Annotated in this window: 16 protein-coding genes; 5 read left to right on the forward strand and 11 right to left on the reverse strand. The window is 39.0% G+C overall.

From position 1 onward, the window contains the following. Positions 1-47 precede the first annotated feature (47 nt). From TEGAF0_RS11750 to TEGAF0_RS11760, 3 genes are read right to left on the reverse strand one after another with little or no spacing between them, the layout of a single operon-like run. A complete protein-coding gene (locus TEGAF0_RS11750) occupies positions 48-1,400 on the reverse strand; it encodes a sensor histidine kinase (RefSeq protein WP_264898470.1) in 1,353 nt (450 codons plus the stop codon). Continuing rightward, positions 1,397-2,077: a response regulator transcription factor gene (locus tag TEGAF0_RS11755; protein ID WP_264898472.1), complete on the reverse strand. Its 681-nt coding sequence runs from the start codon at positions 2,075-2,077 to the stop codon at positions 1,397-1,399. The genes TEGAF0_RS11750 and TEGAF0_RS11755 overlap by 4 nt, the downstream gene beginning before the upstream one ends. Beyond that, positions 2,074-3,861 (reverse strand): ABC transporter ATP-binding protein, encoded by a 1,788-nt coding sequence (locus TEGAF0_RS11760; protein ID WP_264898474.1) that lies wholly within the window; start codon positions 3,859-3,861, stop codon positions 2,074-2,076. The genes TEGAF0_RS11755 and TEGAF0_RS11760 overlap by 4 nt, the downstream gene beginning before the upstream one ends. 110 nt (positions 3,862-3,971) lie before the next feature. Here TEGAF0_RS11760 and TEGAF0_RS11765 point away from each other — a divergent pair, with 110 nt between their 5' ends. Continuing rightward, on the forward strand, positions 3,972-4,445 hold the full coding sequence (locus TEGAF0_RS11765; RefSeq protein ID WP_264898476.1) for a ribonuclease H-like YkuK family protein: 474 nt from the start codon (positions 3,972-3,974) through the stop codon (positions 4,443-4,445). A 37-nt stretch (positions 4,446-4,482) separates the two neighbouring features. Here the strand turns inward: TEGAF0_RS11765 and TEGAF0_RS11770 are convergent, their stop codons facing one another. The 8 genes from TEGAF0_RS11770 to pheT form a co-directional block, all read right to left on the reverse strand. After that, a complete protein-coding gene (locus TEGAF0_RS11770) occupies positions 4,483-5,544 on the reverse strand; it encodes a lytic transglycosylase domain-containing protein (RefSeq protein WP_264898478.1) in 1,062 nt (353 codons plus the stop codon). Then, positions 5,541-7,010 (reverse strand): Asp-tRNA(Asn)/Glu-tRNA(Gln) amidotransferase subunit GatA, encoded by a 1,470-nt coding sequence (gene gatA / locus TEGAF0_RS11775; RefSeq protein ID WP_264898479.1) that lies wholly within the window; start codon positions 7,008-7,010, stop codon positions 5,541-5,543. The genes TEGAF0_RS11770 and gatA overlap by 4 nt, the downstream gene beginning before the upstream one ends. Beyond that, positions 7,010-7,198, reverse strand: coding sequence for a Sec-independent protein translocase subunit TatA/TatB (locus tag TEGAF0_RS11780; RefSeq protein WP_264898481.1), 189 nt, complete (start codon positions 7,196-7,198; stop codon positions 7,010-7,012). The genes gatA and TEGAF0_RS11780 overlap by 1 nt, the downstream gene beginning before the upstream one ends. 106 nt (positions 7,199-7,304) lie before the next feature. Beyond that, positions 7,305-7,655 carry a 50S ribosomal protein L19 gene (gene rplS, locus TEGAF0_RS11785; protein ID WP_264898482.1) on the reverse strand — a complete coding sequence of 117 codons (351 nt, stop codon included), beginning with the start codon at positions 7,653-7,655 and terminating at the stop codon, positions 7,305-7,307. 69 nt (positions 7,656-7,724) lie between these two features. After that, complete coding sequence (gene rny / locus TEGAF0_RS11790; protein WP_264898483.1) at positions 7,725-9,290, reverse strand: ribonuclease Y; 1,566 nt, start codon at positions 9,288-9,290, stop codon at positions 7,725-7,727. 127 nt (positions 9,291-9,417) lie between these two features. Then, positions 9,418-9,714: a cell division protein ZapA gene (locus tag TEGAF0_RS11795; RefSeq protein ID WP_264898484.1), complete on the reverse strand. Its 297-nt coding sequence runs from the start codon at positions 9,712-9,714 to the stop codon at positions 9,418-9,420. A gap of 4 nt (positions 9,715-9,718) precedes the next feature. Continuing rightward, positions 9,719-10,006 carry a hypothetical protein gene (locus TEGAF0_RS11800; RefSeq protein WP_264898486.1) on the reverse strand — a complete coding sequence of 96 codons (288 nt, stop codon included), beginning with the start codon at positions 10,004-10,006 and terminating at the stop codon, positions 9,719-9,721. Positions 10,007-10,022: 16 nt separating this feature from the next. Beyond that, a complete protein-coding gene (gene pheT / locus TEGAF0_RS11805; protein WP_264898488.1) occupies positions 10,023-12,431 on the reverse strand; it encodes a phenylalanine--tRNA ligase subunit beta in 2,409 nt (802 codons plus the stop codon). 180 nt (positions 12,432-12,611) lie between these two features. On the opposite strand from pheT, the gene TEGAF0_RS11810 reads away from it, so the two are divergent. From TEGAF0_RS11810 to TEGAF0_RS11825, 4 genes are all read left to right on the forward strand, one after another. After that, a complete protein-coding gene (locus TEGAF0_RS11810; protein WP_264898490.1) occupies positions 12,612-13,409 on the forward strand; it encodes a hypothetical protein in 798 nt (265 codons plus the stop codon). A gap of 318 nt (positions 13,410-13,727) precedes the next feature. Further along, complete coding sequence (gene dnaB, locus TEGAF0_RS11815; RefSeq protein ID WP_264898492.1) at positions 13,728-15,284, forward strand: replicative DNA helicase; 1,557 nt, start codon at positions 13,728-13,730, stop codon at positions 15,282-15,284. A gap of 21 nt (positions 15,285-15,305) precedes the next feature. After that, the gene (locus TEGAF0_RS11820; RefSeq protein ID WP_264898494.1) at positions 15,306-16,007 is read left to right on the forward strand and encodes an RsmE family RNA methyltransferase; all 702 of its coding nucleotides are present in this window, start codon (positions 15,306-15,308) and stop codon (positions 16,005-16,007) included. A gap of 9 nt (positions 16,008-16,016) precedes the next feature. Beyond that, entirely contained in the window at positions 16,017-17,636 is a 1,620-nt protein-coding gene (locus tag TEGAF0_RS11825) for a L,D-transpeptidase family protein (protein ID WP_264898496.1), read from the forward strand. Positions 17,637-17,644: the final 8 nt, after the last annotated feature.

Below are 17,644 nucleotides of genomic sequence, written 5' to 3' on the forward strand. Positions count from 1 at the left end.
GGTCTTTAAAACACCTTAAATAACACCTTAAAACCGGCTTAATAAAGTTAAAATATAATTAAGAACTGATGGGTATAGCTACCAAAAGTATATTCAATTGAGAAGTCAAAATTGGTAAGAATACGCTTTACAATGGTTAAACCAATACCTAATCCCTTTGAATCTGCCGTATTTTCACCTCTTTTGAAAGGTTTAAATAAAATATCTTCTGCCTTGTCTGCTATCTTACTTCCTGCATTAATGATGCTAAGTTTCAGCTTATGATTATCCTTGTATATTTTGACTTGGACTTTTTTATTATCGCTGTATAAATAGGCGTTCTTTATCAGATTACTGAATGCAATTTCAAGCAGATTGGGGCTTGCTTTTACCTCGAGTATTTCAGGGGTTTCTGCTACTGATTCTGCAATACTGAAATCAATACTGATATCTTTAAAGTCGTGGGAAATCTTTTCAAAAGCAGCGTACAATACCTCGTCAATTCTTATTGATTCGTATTCACGCGGATTGGTTTGATTGTTTTTAGTAAGGAGCAGCAGCGAGTTAATTAGTTCATTTAGTTGCGCAATATCTTGCATCATGCTTTTAAGAAAGAGATCATTCTCTCCTTTTTGTTGTAGCAATTGATTTTCAACCTGAGCAGATAATTTTAACAGCGGGGTTCTTAATTCGTGGGAAACATGAGCAGTAAAATCTTTTTGAAGATTGTATACTTCTGTAATCCGACTCATCATTTGGTTGAACTCAATACTTAATAGATCAATTTCATTCTTACTGTTTTCTTTAGTTGCTAATTGCCTTTCAATATGCAAATCGTTTATTTGACTAATGTTTTCATGGAACTCATCTAGTGGTTTTAGTTGCTTTTTAATCAGGGTGAAGGTAAATAGCCAGGTAGCTAGCAGAAAAACTAAAAATGTTATGATTACAATGGTTGTTAAGTATCTGAGTTTGCTTTTACCATAATTGTCATTTGCAGAAACAATCGCGTAAAATTGTTTACCATTATTTAAATGCTTGATTCCATAAATTTCGTTTTCGCCCTCGCTTTTGAAATAAGCCCCCTCGGTTTTTAATATTTCTAGATCCCCAGTAGTCCAATGTATTTTGGTGTCGTCTAAACTGCTATAGATTAAATTGAAGTTTTCATCAAAGATTAATGTTTTTTCATCGTACAATTGATGAATTGAGTTCTGGTCAATAATTTTCAGCAGGTCGTTATCCAGTTCCTTAACATCCAATAAAAGCCGGATTGTAGTTAATGCTTTTTCATTTAACCGTTCCTTGAATTCTTCTGCTCTGAAAGAAGCAAAACTCATTACAATAAAAAGAGCAATCAGCGCATAAAAACCTGAAAAGAAAAGGCTGGAATAAAGCGTTATTTTATGTTTGATGGTCATTCTTGTTTCAAATAATAACCGAAGCCTACTTTGGTATGTATTAATTTATCAGTATACAATTTATCAATTTTGTTGCGTAAAAAATTAATATATACTTCAATAGTATTCTCATTAGATTCTATATGGTAGTCCCATAAGCTTTCCGCAATTTGTTGTTTAGATAAAACGCGGCCGTTGGCATTTGCGAGAATAGTTAATAATTTAAACTCTTTGGGTGTGAGTTTGATTTCTTGCTTTGATCTACACACTTGTTTATTGTCTATATCAATACTTAAATCACCAATTTTTAAAACGGTAGCATTAAATTGGGGAACTTGTTTTCTCCTGATTAAAGCATCTATTCTTAGCACCAGCTCTTCTAATAAAAAAGGCTTCACCAGATAATCATCAGCACCTAGTTGAAACGCTATCGTTTTATCTTCAATTTCGCCTAAAGCAGTAAGCATAAGGATTGGCGTTTCTTTATTTGATTCGCGAACTATTTTACAAATGTCTAATCCATTTATTTTAGGAACATTAATATCCAGCAAATAGATATCATAAGAATTACTATTGCTATACTTCAAGAATATTTCACCATCATATACAATTTCACAAGATATATTCTTTGCCTTCAGAAAACTGGATATCTGATGGGCTATGGTAGGTTCGTCTTCTAGTAAAAGCGCTTTGATCATTTTCTTTCTCCAATTTGCTGTCTCCACATAGCATAGTACAATCCTTTTTCAGCCAATAATTCGGAATGGCTGCCCGTCTCTACCACTTTTCCTTTTTCTAAAACATAGATCCTGTCTGCATGCATAATGGTACTAAGCCTATGTGCAATCATTATGGTAATCTGCTCTTTTAATGCAGAAATGCTTCGTATGGTATTGGTAATTTCTTCTTCAGTTATACTATCTAAAGCAGAAGTAGCTTCATCAAATATCAGGAGTTTGGGTTGTCTTATTAAAGCACGTGCAATGGACAATCGTTGTTTCTCTCCACCACTCAGTTTTAATCCACCTTCTCCAATCATGGAATCAATTCCATTTTGGGCTTTTGCTAATAGGTTGGCACAACTGGCTTTTTCTAGGGCAGCAATTACTGCAGCATCACCCGCTGCTGGTGCCACAAATAATAAGTTTTCTTTGATAGTGCCCGCAAATAACTGGGTGTCTTGGGTTACAAACCCGATTTGGTTACGCAGTTCTTCCATATCAATAGCGTGGCCATCTACACCATTATAGGTTACTTTCCCTTCCTGGGTATGATACAATCCAACAAGCAATTTCACCAATGTACTTTTTCCTGCACCTGAAGGTCCTACAAAGGCAATGGTCTCGCCTTTTTTCACTTCAAATGAAATGCCGTCCAATGCACTGAATTGAGCAGACTGATGTTTAAAGTGAATATTGTGAAATGCCAATGTACTGATGTTTCCAATAGGGGTTGGGTGTTCTGGACGAGGTTCTGATGGTTTTTGCATCAGATTATGAAAGTTATTTAATGAAGCTTCGGCTTCGCGATAACTTAATATAATATTCCCTATTTCCTGTAAAGGACCGAAAATAAAGAAGGAATAGAATGTTAGTGTCATTACTTCACCCGCAGTCAATTTACCTTGAAATACCAACCATAAAAGGGTAAACATAATTACCTGACGCAGGAAGTTAACAAATGTGCCTTGTACAAAGCTTAAAGAGCGGATGCTTTTTACTTTTCGCAATTCAAGCCCCAAGATTTTATAGGTATTCTTATTTAAGCGACCAATTTCTTGTTCCGTTAGACCAAGGCTTTTAACCAGTTCAATATTGCGTAAACTCTCTGTAGTAGTACCTGCCAGTGTTGTTGTTTCTTTTACAATGTCTTTCTGAATGGCCTTAATCCGCTTACTTAAAAAACTGGTAAGCATTGATAGCATAACAATACCCACCGCGTAAATAGGCATGATGCTCCAATGCAAACGAAATGAGTATACAGATATAAAAACAATTCCAACCAGAATACTGAAAAGTACATTGATAAATGCTATGATAAAGCGTTCTGTATCGGTTCTTACTTTCGAAAGAATAGAAAGGGTTTCCCCACTTCGCTGATCTTCAAATTCTTGATAGGGTAACTGCATGGAGTGTTTTAATCCATCTGTAAAAATCTTTGCCCCAAATTTTTGCACAATTACATTACTGCAGTAATCCTGAAAAGCTTTGGCAATTCGAGAAACCATAGCCACGCTAATTAGAATAGCTAAAAATCCGAGAACACCCCAAATAAATTCGGCTTCTGTTCTTGTACCGGTTGCAATGAATTGTTTTTGTTTATTAAAGTATCCCTTTTGCAAAGGATGCATACCATATTGGTCTAATAGCTTCCCAAAGAAGTAAGGGTCCAGCATACTGAAACTCTGGTTAATAGCTGCCAGTAAGAGTGCCAATGCAATTAACCATTTATAGGGCTTTAAATATTGGAGGAGTAATTTCATGATGGGGCAAAGTTATTATATGGCGCTTTATCCACCACTGTTAATAATAAGTTCATACAGATTTAGCTGGATAAGCGGTTTTCCTTGGTAACTTCAGAAAACCCTATTTTATGCATTGGAGAAAATTCAATGGAGAAAACATCCACCTGCCCATCAAAGAGGCAGTAGAAGAAGCCATTAAACGAGAAACCGAAAAAGGCACAAAACTCAAAGTTTGTATTGGTACCGACAGCCAGGTTAAAGGCGATGATACCGAGTTTGCCACTGTTATTGTTTTTTTGCGCGAACACAGTGGCGGTTTCATGTACATTCACAATGAAAAGACGAAACAGAAGTTTCATCTAAAAGAGCGAATGCTTACTGAAGTTGCCAAGAGTATTGAAATTGCGTATGAGCTTTGCCATTTATTTATTGAGTATCATATTGAGATGGAAGTGCATGCCGACATCAATACCAATCCAATGTTTAAAAGCAATGATGCTTTGCGTGAAGCCATGGGGTATATTCTGGGAATGGGCTTTGCTTTCAAAGCCAAGCCGGAAGCCTTTGCCAGCAGTTGTTGTGCAGACAAAGCGGTTAATTAGGAGTGTGGCTGCTTCCTGAATGTTGAAGTTCAGTGTATTAATAACCTTGGAGCAAAGACCTTAGCGAAGCTGCCAGCAGCGCTTGTTTCTTCGCTTCAAATGCGGGAACTTTTTCTTTAGGTAAACGCAGCTGATAGGTTTTACCTGCTGCCAGAGCTTTCTCAAAACCAGGATTCCAGCGATTGAATTGCGTAATGTCCATACTCAGTTCATTGGCTATTATCAATGCCTGATACCTTCCTGTTACTTCTAGTTCTGTGCTGTTATTGATTTCATCTGGGCTTAGCTGGCGAACATCTCCATGAAGCATAATGTTTTCCTGATGAATCTTTGTTTCTGCAGCAGTCATGGTAGTCCATCCGCCACTACCCTCCATTACATAATGGGTGGCAATAAATTTCTTTACATGATTTCTGGTTTCTTCAGGTAAATGATATTGCAACTGCCAGAAGTCTCTGCTACCTGTTTTGCGAATGGCTTGTTTAACTCTTCCGGCACCACCGTTATACCCTGCAACAACAAGCAACCAATCCTTGAATTCTGCATAGAGTTCCCGCATTATTTTGGCTGCCACATGGGTACTTTTATTGTAGTCCATTCGCTCATCCGGATTTCGAACACTCAATCCAAATCTCTTTGCTTCAAAATCCATGATCTGCCAGGGGCCAGCTGCACCTGCCCAGGAAACAACACCTGCGCCTAAGTTACTTTCAATCACACTGAGGTATTTCATTTCTTTTGGAATGCCGTATTGGGTAAGAACCCCTTCGTATAAATCAAAGTAGGGTTTACCCCATTGTTTCATTTTCTCCAGCGATTTACTGTGTTTTTTCATGTAATCCTGTACAAAGGAAACCGCTCTGGGATTAAGCTGTACTGCATAAGGCTTGCTGGGATCAAAGCGCGTTTTAAAAAGGGATTTAAACCCAAACTTGTCGGTAGTCGTATCTTTTTGTGCTTGAACTTCTGTGGTGAAAAATCCTAGGAAGAAAACAAAAACAAAGGAGAAAGGCAGAATATAAAATGAAAGTAAAGGACGCAAATTTGTAGGTATTGCGTTGGTTGTTTTTGTAGCTGGATGATGACTGCTGTTTCTCATGATCTAAGCTCCATCAATTGGGCACTCAAATGTATAAGACCCATTTCATCAAAAGAACGCGTCATCACCTGTAAACCAAAAGGCATACCATTTGTATGGGTAAATAGTGGTAATGAGATGGCCGGTATTCCTACCAGGTTGGCATATACGGTATAGATATCCCCCAGAAACATTTCAATAGGGTCATTGGTTTTTTCTCCAATCTTAAATGCAGGAGAAGGAACAGTAGGAGATAGTATTGCGTCAAAATCCCGGAAAATGCCATCTGTTTGTTGTTTCAGCAATTGTCTTACCTGCTGCGCTTTGGTAAAATACGCATCAAAGAATCCTTCGCTCAATACAAATGTGCCAAGTAAAATTCTTCTTTTCACTTCTTCCCCAAATCCTTCTGAGCGGGAAGCCTTATACATTTCTGTTAAGTCAATAGCTGATGTTGTAGTTCTGTGTCCATAACGAACACCATCGTACCTGGATAAATTACTGGAGGCTTCTGCAGTAGTTAAAACATAGTAAGTAGGAACTACGTATTCCAGAAGGCTGAAATCGATTGCGGTTACCGTATGTCCTTCCTGCTTCAACTTTTCAAAATAAGCCAGTGTTTGTGCCTGTATATTTTTATCTAAGGAAGGATGTTCCAGGGCTTCTTTAAAATATGCCAGCTTAAATTTTTTACTTGGGCCCGCCGTTTTTTCTTCAGTATCATTAGCTTGATTAACGACCACCTTACTATATGGCATTACAGATTCCTGCGAAACTGTACTGTCATATTCATCGGGTCCTGCAATAACTTCTAAAACCAATGCCGCATCTTCTAAGGTCTTAGAAAAAATGCCAATCTGATCAAAAGAGGAAGCGTAGGCAATCAACCCATATCGGGATACTCTTCCATAGCTGGGTTTTAAGCCGATAATGCCACAAAAATCAGCTGGCTGTCTTACCGATCCGCCTGTATCGCTGCCGAGGCTAACCATGCAAAGATTCGCTTGAACGGCAACGGCTGATCCACCAGATGAACCGCCCGATACTCTTGTAGTATCTGCAGCATTTAATACAGGGCCAAAGGCTGAGTTTTCGTTGCTGCTGCCCATGGCAAATTCATCACAGTTCTGGCGACCAATGATGATGGCACCCGCATCCAGTAATTTTTGGGTGGCGGTTGCGTGGTAAACCGATTGAAAATTACCAAGCATTCGGGAGCTGGCGGTTAGGGTATGGCCTTTATGGGCAATCACATCTTTTAATCCGACAATAACACCATGCAATGGGCCAACCAGCTGTCCAATGGCAGCAGCTGCATCTAATTCCTTTGCTCTTTCCAGTGCCTCTGTTTCATACACTTCCAGGAAGGCATTTAAGTGTGCGTTTTCCCGGATAGACTGGGTGTAAAAAAGAACGGCCTCCACACAGGTGGTTTGGCCGTTTTGCAATGCTGTATGAAATGCTTTGATTGAAGTATAATCAAACATTATGCTGTAGTACTGTCTTTTTCTTTAATGCCTTCTTCTAATTCTTTTTTCACGTTGTTCTTGGCATCATTAAACTCACGAATTCCTTTTCCAAGACCTCTCATGAATTCAGGAATTTTTCTTCCGCCAAACATAACTAGGATTACAAGACCAATGATCAGTAATTCCTGAAAACCTAAACTTCCCATAGTATATTTTTTATTGCTGTAAAGTTAAGACAAATGTATACGATTCAACCAATAAAAAAAGCGCTCCGAGCTTTCGGGGCGCTTTTTTAAGCAATTTATTAGAATACTAAAAACGTTTTTCTTTAATACGTGCGCTCTTACCGCTTCTTTCACGTAGATAGAAAAGCTTAGCACGACGTACTTTACCTTTCTTGTTCAATACTACAGACTCAATGTTTGGAGACAACATTGGGAACAAACGCTCAACACCTACACCATCAGAGATTTTACGTACGGTAAATGAAGCAGTAGCTCCTACACCCTGTAATTTAATTACATCTCCGCGGAAAGACTGGATACGCTCTTTTCCACCTTCAACAATCTTATAGTTTACGGTTACATTATCTCCAGCTTTAAAGCTAGGTAACTCTTTCTTAGCGGTTAATTGTTCGTGAACAAACTGTACTGCTGCCTGCATAACATTATTTTTTATCGGACGGCAAAGGTAATGGGAATATTTTAAAAAACGCAAATTTTCCAGAAATTTCTATCTGGCTACGTTTACGGCTCTTTTTTCCCTGATTACAGTCACCTTAATCTGACCCGGATAGGTCATTTCTGTTTGAATTTTTTGTGCAATTTCAAAGCTCAGCTTATCGCTGTCTACATCAGATACCTTATCAGCTTCTACAATCACGCGTAACTCACGTCCAGCTTGAATTGCGTAGGCTTTTTCCACTCCCTGATAGGCAGTAGCCAGGTTCTCTAGATCCTTGATTCTTTGCAGGTATTGCTGCATAATTTCTCTTCTGGCACCGGGTCTTGCACCGCTGATTGCGTCGCAGGCCTGTACAATGGGAGAAATCACGTATAACATTTCCATTTCGTCGTGGTGAGCACCAATAGCATTTACCACAGCAGGATTTTCGCCGTATTTCTCTGCTAATTTAGCTCCTAAAAGTGCGTGGCTTAGTTCGGTTTCTTCGTCAGGAACCTTACCAATATCGTGCAGTAAACCCGCTCTCTTAGCCAACTTAGGGTTCATGCCTAATTCGGCAGCCATAATCCCACATAAATTGGCTGTTTCACGGCTATGCATCAATAGGTTTTGGCCATAAGAAGAACGGAAACGCATTTTACCTACGATTCTGATCAATTCCTTATGTAAACCGTGGATACCCATTTCTATCACCGTACGTTCCCCAATTTCCATTACCTGCTCTTCCAATTGGCGACGGGTTTTTTCTACTACTTCTTCAATACGAGCCGGGTGAATACGTCCATCCGATACCAAACGCTGTAAGCTCAAGCGGGCAATTTCTCTTCTAAGTGGATCAAAACTGCTGAGGATAATAGCTTCCGGCGTATCATCCACAATTAAATCAACCCCCGTAGCGGCTTCAATGGCGCGGATATTACGGCCTTCTCTACCAATGATTTGCCCCTTGATTTCATCTGTTTCCAGATTGAATACAGTAACGGTATTCTCAATGGTCTGTTCGGCAGCTGTTCTTTGAATGGATTGGATAACAATCTTACGGGCTTCTTTATTAGCTTTTTGCTTGGCGTCTTCAATAATTTCCTGCTGAAGGGCAAGGGCTTGTGTATGGGCTTCCTGCTTCAGGCTTTCAATTAGTTGGGCTTTGGCATCTTCTGCAGTTAATCCTGCTACTTTTTCCAGGCGACGGATATGTTCTTCCTGGTGTTTCTCCAGTTCAGTTCGTTTTTGATTAACCAGTTCAATCTGACGATTCAGGTTTTCCTTAATCGCATCATTTTCCTTCACTTGTTTTTCAATACTGGCTTCTTTCTGATTGATGGAAATTTCTTTCTGCTTTATGCGGTTTTCCATTTCCCCAATCTTGCGATTTCTGTCGTTTACTTCGCGCTCATGCTCCGATTTCAACTGTACAAAACGCTCTTTTGCTTCTAATTGCTTCTCCTTTTTAATGGTTTCTGCTCTTAGTTCAGCTTCTTTTAAGATGGTTTGTGCTTGTAATTCGGCTTCTTCTACCTGCTTTTTAGTGTCTTTGGCGAAAATAAATTTACCCGCTATAATGCCCACTACAAGGGCAACTACGGCTGATATTATTACATAAATTATAGGATCCATGTCTTTGGCAAGGGTTTAAAACGTTCACAATTCTATTAATGCAATCAAATCTCATTTTAATATAATAAGTAAATGACCTGCTACGAAGATAACAAGAAGATAGGAGATTTTTGAATTGAAAGCTAAATTATCCGTTCTCTTTCAGTGCATTATCAATTGATTGCACCATTTCTTTAACCTGTTTGGCCGTTTCGTCTGCCAGTAAAGCCAACTGAGAATGTTCTTTTTGTTCGGTAGTGAACCACAATAAAACCATGGCCAGATAATCCTGCATGTCTTTCCCTGCAAAGTTGGTTCTAAACTCCAGAATTTTTTCATTGATGGTTTGTGCGGTTTTGCGCACCATTTCCTCGTCTTCCGCCTCAATTTTCAAGCGATAAGTCCGGTCGGCAACAACAATATTTACAGGGATTAATTCAGACATAGTTTTAAGCGTGCAGCAACGCCAGGCATTTATCTATTTCCTTAAGGTAACTATCAATTTGCTTTTGCAATTTAATTTTTTCCTGCGGGTCCCAGGTGCCGCTGGTGATTCTGGCAGCGGACAGTTTTTGTTCCAGGGCCGAGAGTGCATGTGTATTGCTAACCTGTAATTGCCGTAAATCAGTCAGCTCTTTTTCCAGGCGTTGGTTTTCCAATACCAACTGACGATGGGCTTTCAGTAAAGTCTGTAACTTTTCCTGTAGTTCGGCAATATGTTGGTTTAGCAAAGACATGGTAGAAAATTAGGATTTATTTTCTGATTTCCGCATTGATTTCCTTCTCAAATCCTTTGATGAGCTTATTCATCATGCTGTCAATCTCAGCATCCGTAAGGGTTTTACTATCATCGGAGAACACGAAGTTAACTGCCATTGATTTTTTATCGGTACCTAATTTTTCGCTCTCAAATACATCAAACAGATTCATCTGTTTCAGCTTGGTAATCTTTAAGCCCTGTACGGTTTTTTCAATTTGCTCGTAACGAATTTGTTTATTCACTACCAGCGCAAGATCTCTATGTACCAATGGGAACTTATTGACTTCCTTATACACCACTTTTATTTTTTGTATAGCCGAAAGCAATGTATCAAATGGAAGATCAATCCAGTAAACAGATTGTTTTAAATCGAACTGACTTAATTTGGCTGCAGGTGCACTTTCTAAGACACCCAGTTTCTGCTTGTTGGCATATATGCTCACCGATGCATCGGTGTCCTGCTCAAAATGAATATTGCTTAATCCACACCATTGCAAAAGTGCATTTACTAAACCCTTCATTCTGTAGAAGTCTACCGGTGCTGCCTGATTTCTCCATCCCTGTTCAATATGATTACCCGTTGCAAACAGGCAGAAATGTTCTGTCTCTTTAAAGCCCTCTCCATCTATTGCATAAGTCTTACCAAATTCAAACATTTGTAAATCGCTATTCTTACGGTTTACATTATAAGCGATGGTTTCAAGACCACTCTCGAGCATCGAGGGGCGCAATACATCCAGCTCTGCACTCAAGTTATTAATCATTTTAACTGTGTGAGCAGCAACGGATTCATCGAAATATTTACCGTTAGTAATGGAGTTGGTAAGAATTTCAGTAAAACCTTTACCTACTAGGAAGCTGGAAATTTTTTCTTTCACGTTTTCCTTGATTCCCAGTTTTTCAACTGAAGGGCTGATGCTAATCATGGTAGGGATATCAACATTGTCCAGTCCGTCAATACGCAAAATCTCTTCAACAATGTCTGCAGGAATACTGATATCCGGTTTGCTATAAGGAACTTCCACCATCAACTCATCCAGACTTTCCTTGGCAATATTAAAACCCAGTGCAGTTAAAATTCGTTTCACTTTATCTGCATGATAATTTTTACCACTTAATTTTTTCAGGTAATGATTTTTAATCGTAACCGTTGTTCTTGGCTTGGGGTCAGGATATACATCAATTAAATCGCAGGAAATACTTCCTCCTGCAACTTCTTTAATTAATAAAGCTGCACGCTTCAATACGTTAACTGTATTGGAAATATCAATTCCCTTTTCAAAACGGGTGGCTGCATCTGTTCGCAAACTATGGCGCATAGATGTTTTACGAATACTGGTAGAATGGAAGCAAGCGCTTTCGAGGAAAATGGCAGTGGTCTCATTGGTTACCCCACTTTTACTCCCCCCGAAAACCCCGGCAATGCACATACTTTCTTCAGCATTGCAAATCATCAGGTCTTCGGCATGCAATTGTCTTTCCTTGCCATCCAGCGTAATGAAAGGCGTTCCACCCGGCTGGTTTTTTACAATGATTTCTTTTCCGGTTACCGCATTCAAATCAAATGCATGCAAGGGTTGACCGGTTTCATGTAGAATATAATTTGTGATGTCTACTATATTGTTGATACTTCTTACCCCTATCGCAGTCAGTTTATTTACCAACCATTCAGGAGAAGGGGAAACTGTCACTCCTGTAATAGTAACTCCTGCATATCGCAGACAATCTGCAGCGTTTTCAATGGTCACTTTTATGGTTGCATCCTGGTTATCTGCTTTGAATCCGTTGCTGTATGGTTGTTTAACACGTGTCTCTTTCTGATGATGAGTTAAATAGGCTGCTACATCTCTGGCAACGCCTAAATGACTCATGGCGTCCATTCGGTTAGGCGTTAACCCAATTTCAAATATATAATCGCTATATGGTTTAAAGTATTCAGAAGCAGGCGTACCTGGTACAAGATCTGATGGTAATACCATGATACCATCATGGCTATAACCCAGCCCAAGCTCATCTTCTGCACAAATCATTCCCTGGCTTTCTTCGCCTCTTATTTTGGCAGCTTTCATGGTCATGGGTTCACCACTTATTGGATAGATGGTAGCACCAATGGTTGCTACGGCTACTTTCTGACCTGCAGCTACATTTGAAGCTCCACACACAACTTTTAATGGAGTATCTGTGCCTATATGTATGGTAGTTAACTTAAGCTTGTCCGCATTAGGGTGCTGTTCGCAGGTTAAAACCTCTCCAATTACAACGCCTTGTAATCCCCCCTTCACTTTCTCATAGCGCTCCAGGCTTTCTACCTCTAAACCGATGGAAGTCAAAATTTTGGATAGTTGAGCGGGTTCTATTGTCTCAGGTAAATATTCGCAAAGCCAGTTGTAACTTATGGTCATAGTAAAGCGACGATGGTTAAAAATGCGAATTTAAGGTATTCGGCGTAAGTGTAAGGGAATCGGCTACGGCAAAACGGGTCTGCCTTTGGTGTATAACGGAAAAATGGTAAAGGAATCCGTAAAACAGGTAAGTGTTCCTGTTGAATATTGTAGACCTTTGCTGTCAACATAAAGGAATACATGAGCCATTTAAAAGGATTTCAAAAGAAGGCAGGTTTAGGGGTAATGGTTGTTATTACCAATGTTGTTATGTTGTTGGGTAGCCAATTGGCTGCACAAACAAAAGATAGCTCACTATATTTTAAAGCTGCATTGAGTGCTACCCAAAATGGATTTTCAATTATTCCTTCTTTTTCCTTAGGCAAACCTGCAATCATTTTGGAGCCTTCCATTGGTAACAAGCGAATGAGTTTTGAACCTCAATTTCGTTTTGCTATGACAGGGAAACCCTGGTCATTTATTTTTATATACCGCTATAAAATTATCGATAGAAAAAAGTTTTCTATGCAGTTAGGCGGACATATTCCAGCCATCAATTTTAATACCCAGACAGCTACCATCAATGGGGTTCCTGAAGAGATCATGGAATCCAAGCGCTTTTTAGCTGCAGAACTTATTACCAATCATGTGATTGCCGATCATGTTAGCATGGGCTTGTACCTTTTGCGAGGACATGGGTACAATAATACCGGAATTAAGGACTCATATTATGCTGGTTTTAGAATCACATTTTCTCAATTAAATATTTCTAAACAACTGTATGTGCAGTTGAACCCACAACTCTATTACTTAAGAATTGATGATAAGGATGGGGTGTTTTTAACCAACACACTGAACCTTCGTGTTCATAATTTCCCCTTTTCTTTTGCTAGTATCTTCAACAAAGCAATTCGATCAACCATTGTGGGCAAGCAATTCGATTGGAACCTAAGCCTGGTCTATTCTTTTCATCAGTCGTATCATAAATTGGCTAAATAGTCGCTTATTACACAATCCTCTATTAAGTCATTCTGGACAAATTGCCCCCCTTTTTTCCATTTTTCTTTGTTAACGTGGTTCTGTTAATTTCTTCAAATAATAGAGGAAAACTTTTGCAAATGGGGGATAAGCATAGTAATTTGTGTGAATAGGGGATGTTTGTTTGTGGATAAGCGGGGAATTAGCTGTGGAATAAATAGAATCCGAAAAAATTTTTAGTAGACCCTTCGCGCCCTTATATTCGCTCCCCCTTGTTGCCAGTTAACATTTTGGTAACAATGCAAAAAGGATCGTTCTAAAATTGATTAAGCAAAGAAAATGGAGATTACCAGTTTAAATAAAGACAGAAAAAGAAGAAAACCCGCGATAGATTTAAGTACGATGGTATACGGTAAAGTGCCCCCTCAGGCCAAAGAGCTGGAGGAGGCAATACTAGGTGCCTTGATGTTGGAGAAGAGTGCTTTTGACACTGTATCAGAAATCATTAAACCAGAATGTTTTTACGTAGATGCGCACCAATATATTTTTCTGGCGATGCAAAGTCTGCAACAGAAATCTGTTCCGATAGATATTTTAACTGTTGTTGAAGAATTGAAAATGCAGGGTAAATTGGATCTGGTTGGTGGGCCTTATTATGTTACCAAACTAACCAATTCGGTTGTATCTACTGCGAATATTGATGCTCATGCCCGTATTGTTTTGCAGAAGTTCATCCAGAGAGAATTGATTAAAATTAGCGGAGAAATCATTGGGGATGCTTATGAAGAAGGAACCGATGTTTTTGATTTACTGGATGAATCAGAAACCAAAATGTTCAATATTACCAACAACTATTTGAAGAAGAACTTTGAAGACATTGGAGGTGTATTGATAGAAGCGATTACTCGAATTGATGAACTAAGAACCAAGACCGATGAAATTTCTGGTGTGCCTAGTGGCTTTTCATCACTCGATAAAATTACGTATGGCTGGCAGCCAACCGATTTGATTATTCTGGCTGCACGTCCTTCTGTGGGTAAAACAGCTTTCGCGCTTAACCTTGCTCGTAATGCAGCTTTGCATCCGACGAAACCGGTTGGAGTAGGTTTTTTCTCTCTGGAAATGAGTGCCGCACAGTTGGTTCAGCGTATCCTGAGTGCCGAAAGTGAAATCAGAATGGAGAAAATTAGCCGGGGAAAACTGGAAGATCATGAATACCAGCAATTACATAGTAAGGGGATTAAAAAACTGGAAAATGCACCGTTATATATTGACGATACGGCAGCACTGAATATTTTTGAATTCCGTGCAAAAGCCCGTAGAATGGTTAACAAACATAACGTGGGTATCATCATCATTGACTACCTGCAGTTAATGAGTGGAAGCAACGATAAAGGGGGAAACAGAGAACAAGAAATCAGTAGCATCTCCCGTAACTTAAAGTCACTGGCAAAAGAATTGAAAGTTCCCATCATTGCCCTGAGCCAGTTGAGTCGTGCGGTTGAAACCCGTAAAGAAAGTAAAATGCCTCAGTTGAGTGACCTTCGTGAATCGGGTGCCATTGAACAGGATGCGGATATGGTAATGTTTATTTATCGTCCGGAGTACTATGAAAATATGACCAATGAAATGGGGGAAGCAACCAATGGTGAAACCCATATACGTATTGCCAAGCATAGAAATGGTTCACTCGAAACCATTAAGTTAAGAGCAAAATTGGAAATACAAAGATTTGAAGAAATGGACGCGGAACCAGGTCCCGGAAACTGGAAACCTATTCAACCCGGATCAATGAGTCAGGGCAATGGGGAGACTGCTTTCTTTATACAAAAAGGAAGTAAGATGAACCAGTCTTCTGATTTTGATGAAGGCTTTGATGAGGGCGCACCATTTTAATGATTTCTTCCTATAAGAAGTATGGATATCCCCTTTTTTTACGAAACCAGTTTGCCTGCAACTCCGGAATTGTTTACTCTTTCAGAAGAATCCAGTAAGCACTGTAGTGTTGTATTGCGCATGCAACCCGGGGAATCCATTGCGCTTACCAATGGCCAGGGATTATCTTGTATGGGCAGGATTGTTTCTGCAGACAAGCGCAAGACTGTTGTGCAGTTGACTGGTCACAAACAGATGGAGAGAGCTGATCCTCAAAACAGTATTGCTATATCATTCGTAAAGAATGCAGCAAGGATGGAGTGGTTTTTGGAGAAAGCTACTGAAATTGGAATTGCAGCTTTCTATCCTTTGATTGCAGAAAGAACAGAGCGGACTCATTTCAAAAAAGAACGTTGGGAGCATATTCTGATTTCCGCCATGCTCCAGAGCAAGCAGGTTTTTAAGCCAGTACTGCATGATCCCATTGAGTATAAAACTTTATTGAATAAAGCCTTTGATGGACATCTTTTACTTGCACATTGTGAGGATGGCCCCAAGCAATTAATTCAGTCTGTTGATAAAAATCAAGCAGCTTTATTGTTGATAGGACCAGAAGGTGATTTTTCGCCTTCGGAAATATTATTGGCTGAAAAAGCAGGTGCTACTATGATTAGTCTGGGTACAACAAGGCTGAGAACAGAAACGGCAGGAATAGCAGCAGCTGTGCTTTTGCAGCATCGCTAATCTTCTTACATGTTGTATCTTAGCAGCATGCGAACGTCTTTTTTATCCTTAATAGGATTTCTGACTTTTCTTGGTTTTTCTTGTGGGTGGAATAATGCTTCAGAAAAAGAAGTTATTAGAGATAGTTCAATTACAATAACCACATCCTATAATCCTCTTTTTTTAGATAGTGTAGCATTGCAGACGTTTCTGGAATCTAATGGCTGGGCCAAAGCTTTCAGTAAACAAATGAATGACTTTTATACAGACCGTAATTTTGAATTTGCCTGGTTTGATTCTTCAGGACTTTCAGAACAAGCGCATCACTTTTATAATTTACAGAACGACTATATTTCCAGATTGTCAGACAGCTCTTTATTTAATCAGCAGTTCCAAGATTTATATACAGCCTTTGCAAATAAAAAAGCTAAACAAATAGTAGCGAATAAGGAGGTTGTCAATACTGAATTGTTGTTCACTGCTCAGTTTTTTGTGTATGCAGAGAAAATGTACAAAGGTTCGAATATTCAGCTGGCAGATTTGGGTTGGTATATCCCTAGAAAAAAAGTAAATCTTCATGCACTGCTCGATACAGTGATTAATAAAAAAGTAACCGAGATTATTAATCTTGCACCAGTTAGCTTGCAATATCCAAGAATGGAACAATGGTTGTTTCGGCTGGCAGAAATGCAAAAATTGGAAGTTGCCGATTCGCTGCCCCGTTTAAAAAAATCACTCAAAAGTGGCGATACCAGTTCTTTGATTCCGAGAATAAAAAACCGGTTACACTTTTTGCAGGGCGATGTATTAACCAGTAATAATTTATTTGATACAAGTCTTGTTATAGCCATCAAAAAATTTCAGGAGAGACACGGAATTGATGAAGATGGTATCATTGGAAACAAAGTGATAGAAGATCTGAATGTACCCGTTAGGAAAAGAATGGAGCAATTGCTTATTAATATGGAGCGAGCCAGATGGATGCCATCTATGCAAGACAGTACATATGTTTTAGTGAATATTCCCGAATTCAGACTGCGCGTTTTTGAAGATGGTAAAAATGTGCTGAAGATGAATGTGATTGTAGGATCGGAAGCAAACAATTCTGTTATTTTTAATGGCAATCTTCAGTATGTTGTATTCAGTCCTTATTGGAATGTTCCGGAAAGTATTGTAAGAAAAGAAATATTGCCGGCAATCAGTAGAAACAAAAATTATATTGCTAAACACAATATGGAAATCACCGGTTATGTAAATGGGCTTCCTCAGATTAGACAAAAGCCGGGTTCCAATAATGCATTGGGAAGAGTGAAGTTTTTATTCCCCAATAATTTTAATATTTATTTGCACGATACACCTAACCGGAATTTGTTTTCACAAAGTAACAGAGGCTTAAGCCACGGTTGTATAAGAATTGCAGAGCCCAAAAAATTTGCCGAGTTTCTGTTGCGTGATCAACCACAATTTACTAGTACAACAATGGACAGTCTGATGTATCTAGAAAAGGAAAAATGGGTTACTTTAAAAAAGAAAATACCTGTATTCCTGGTGTATTTTACTTCCTGGGTTGATGCCTCAGGACAGTTGCATTTCAGAAGGGATATATATAAGCACGATCAGAAAATGGCCATAAAATTATTTCAACCTTAAACTATTGG

It is taken from the genome of Sediminibacterium sp. TEGAF015 (genome assembly GCF_025997995.1).
GTDB lineage: Bacteria > Bacteroidota > Bacteroidia > Chitinophagales > Chitinophagaceae > Sediminibacterium.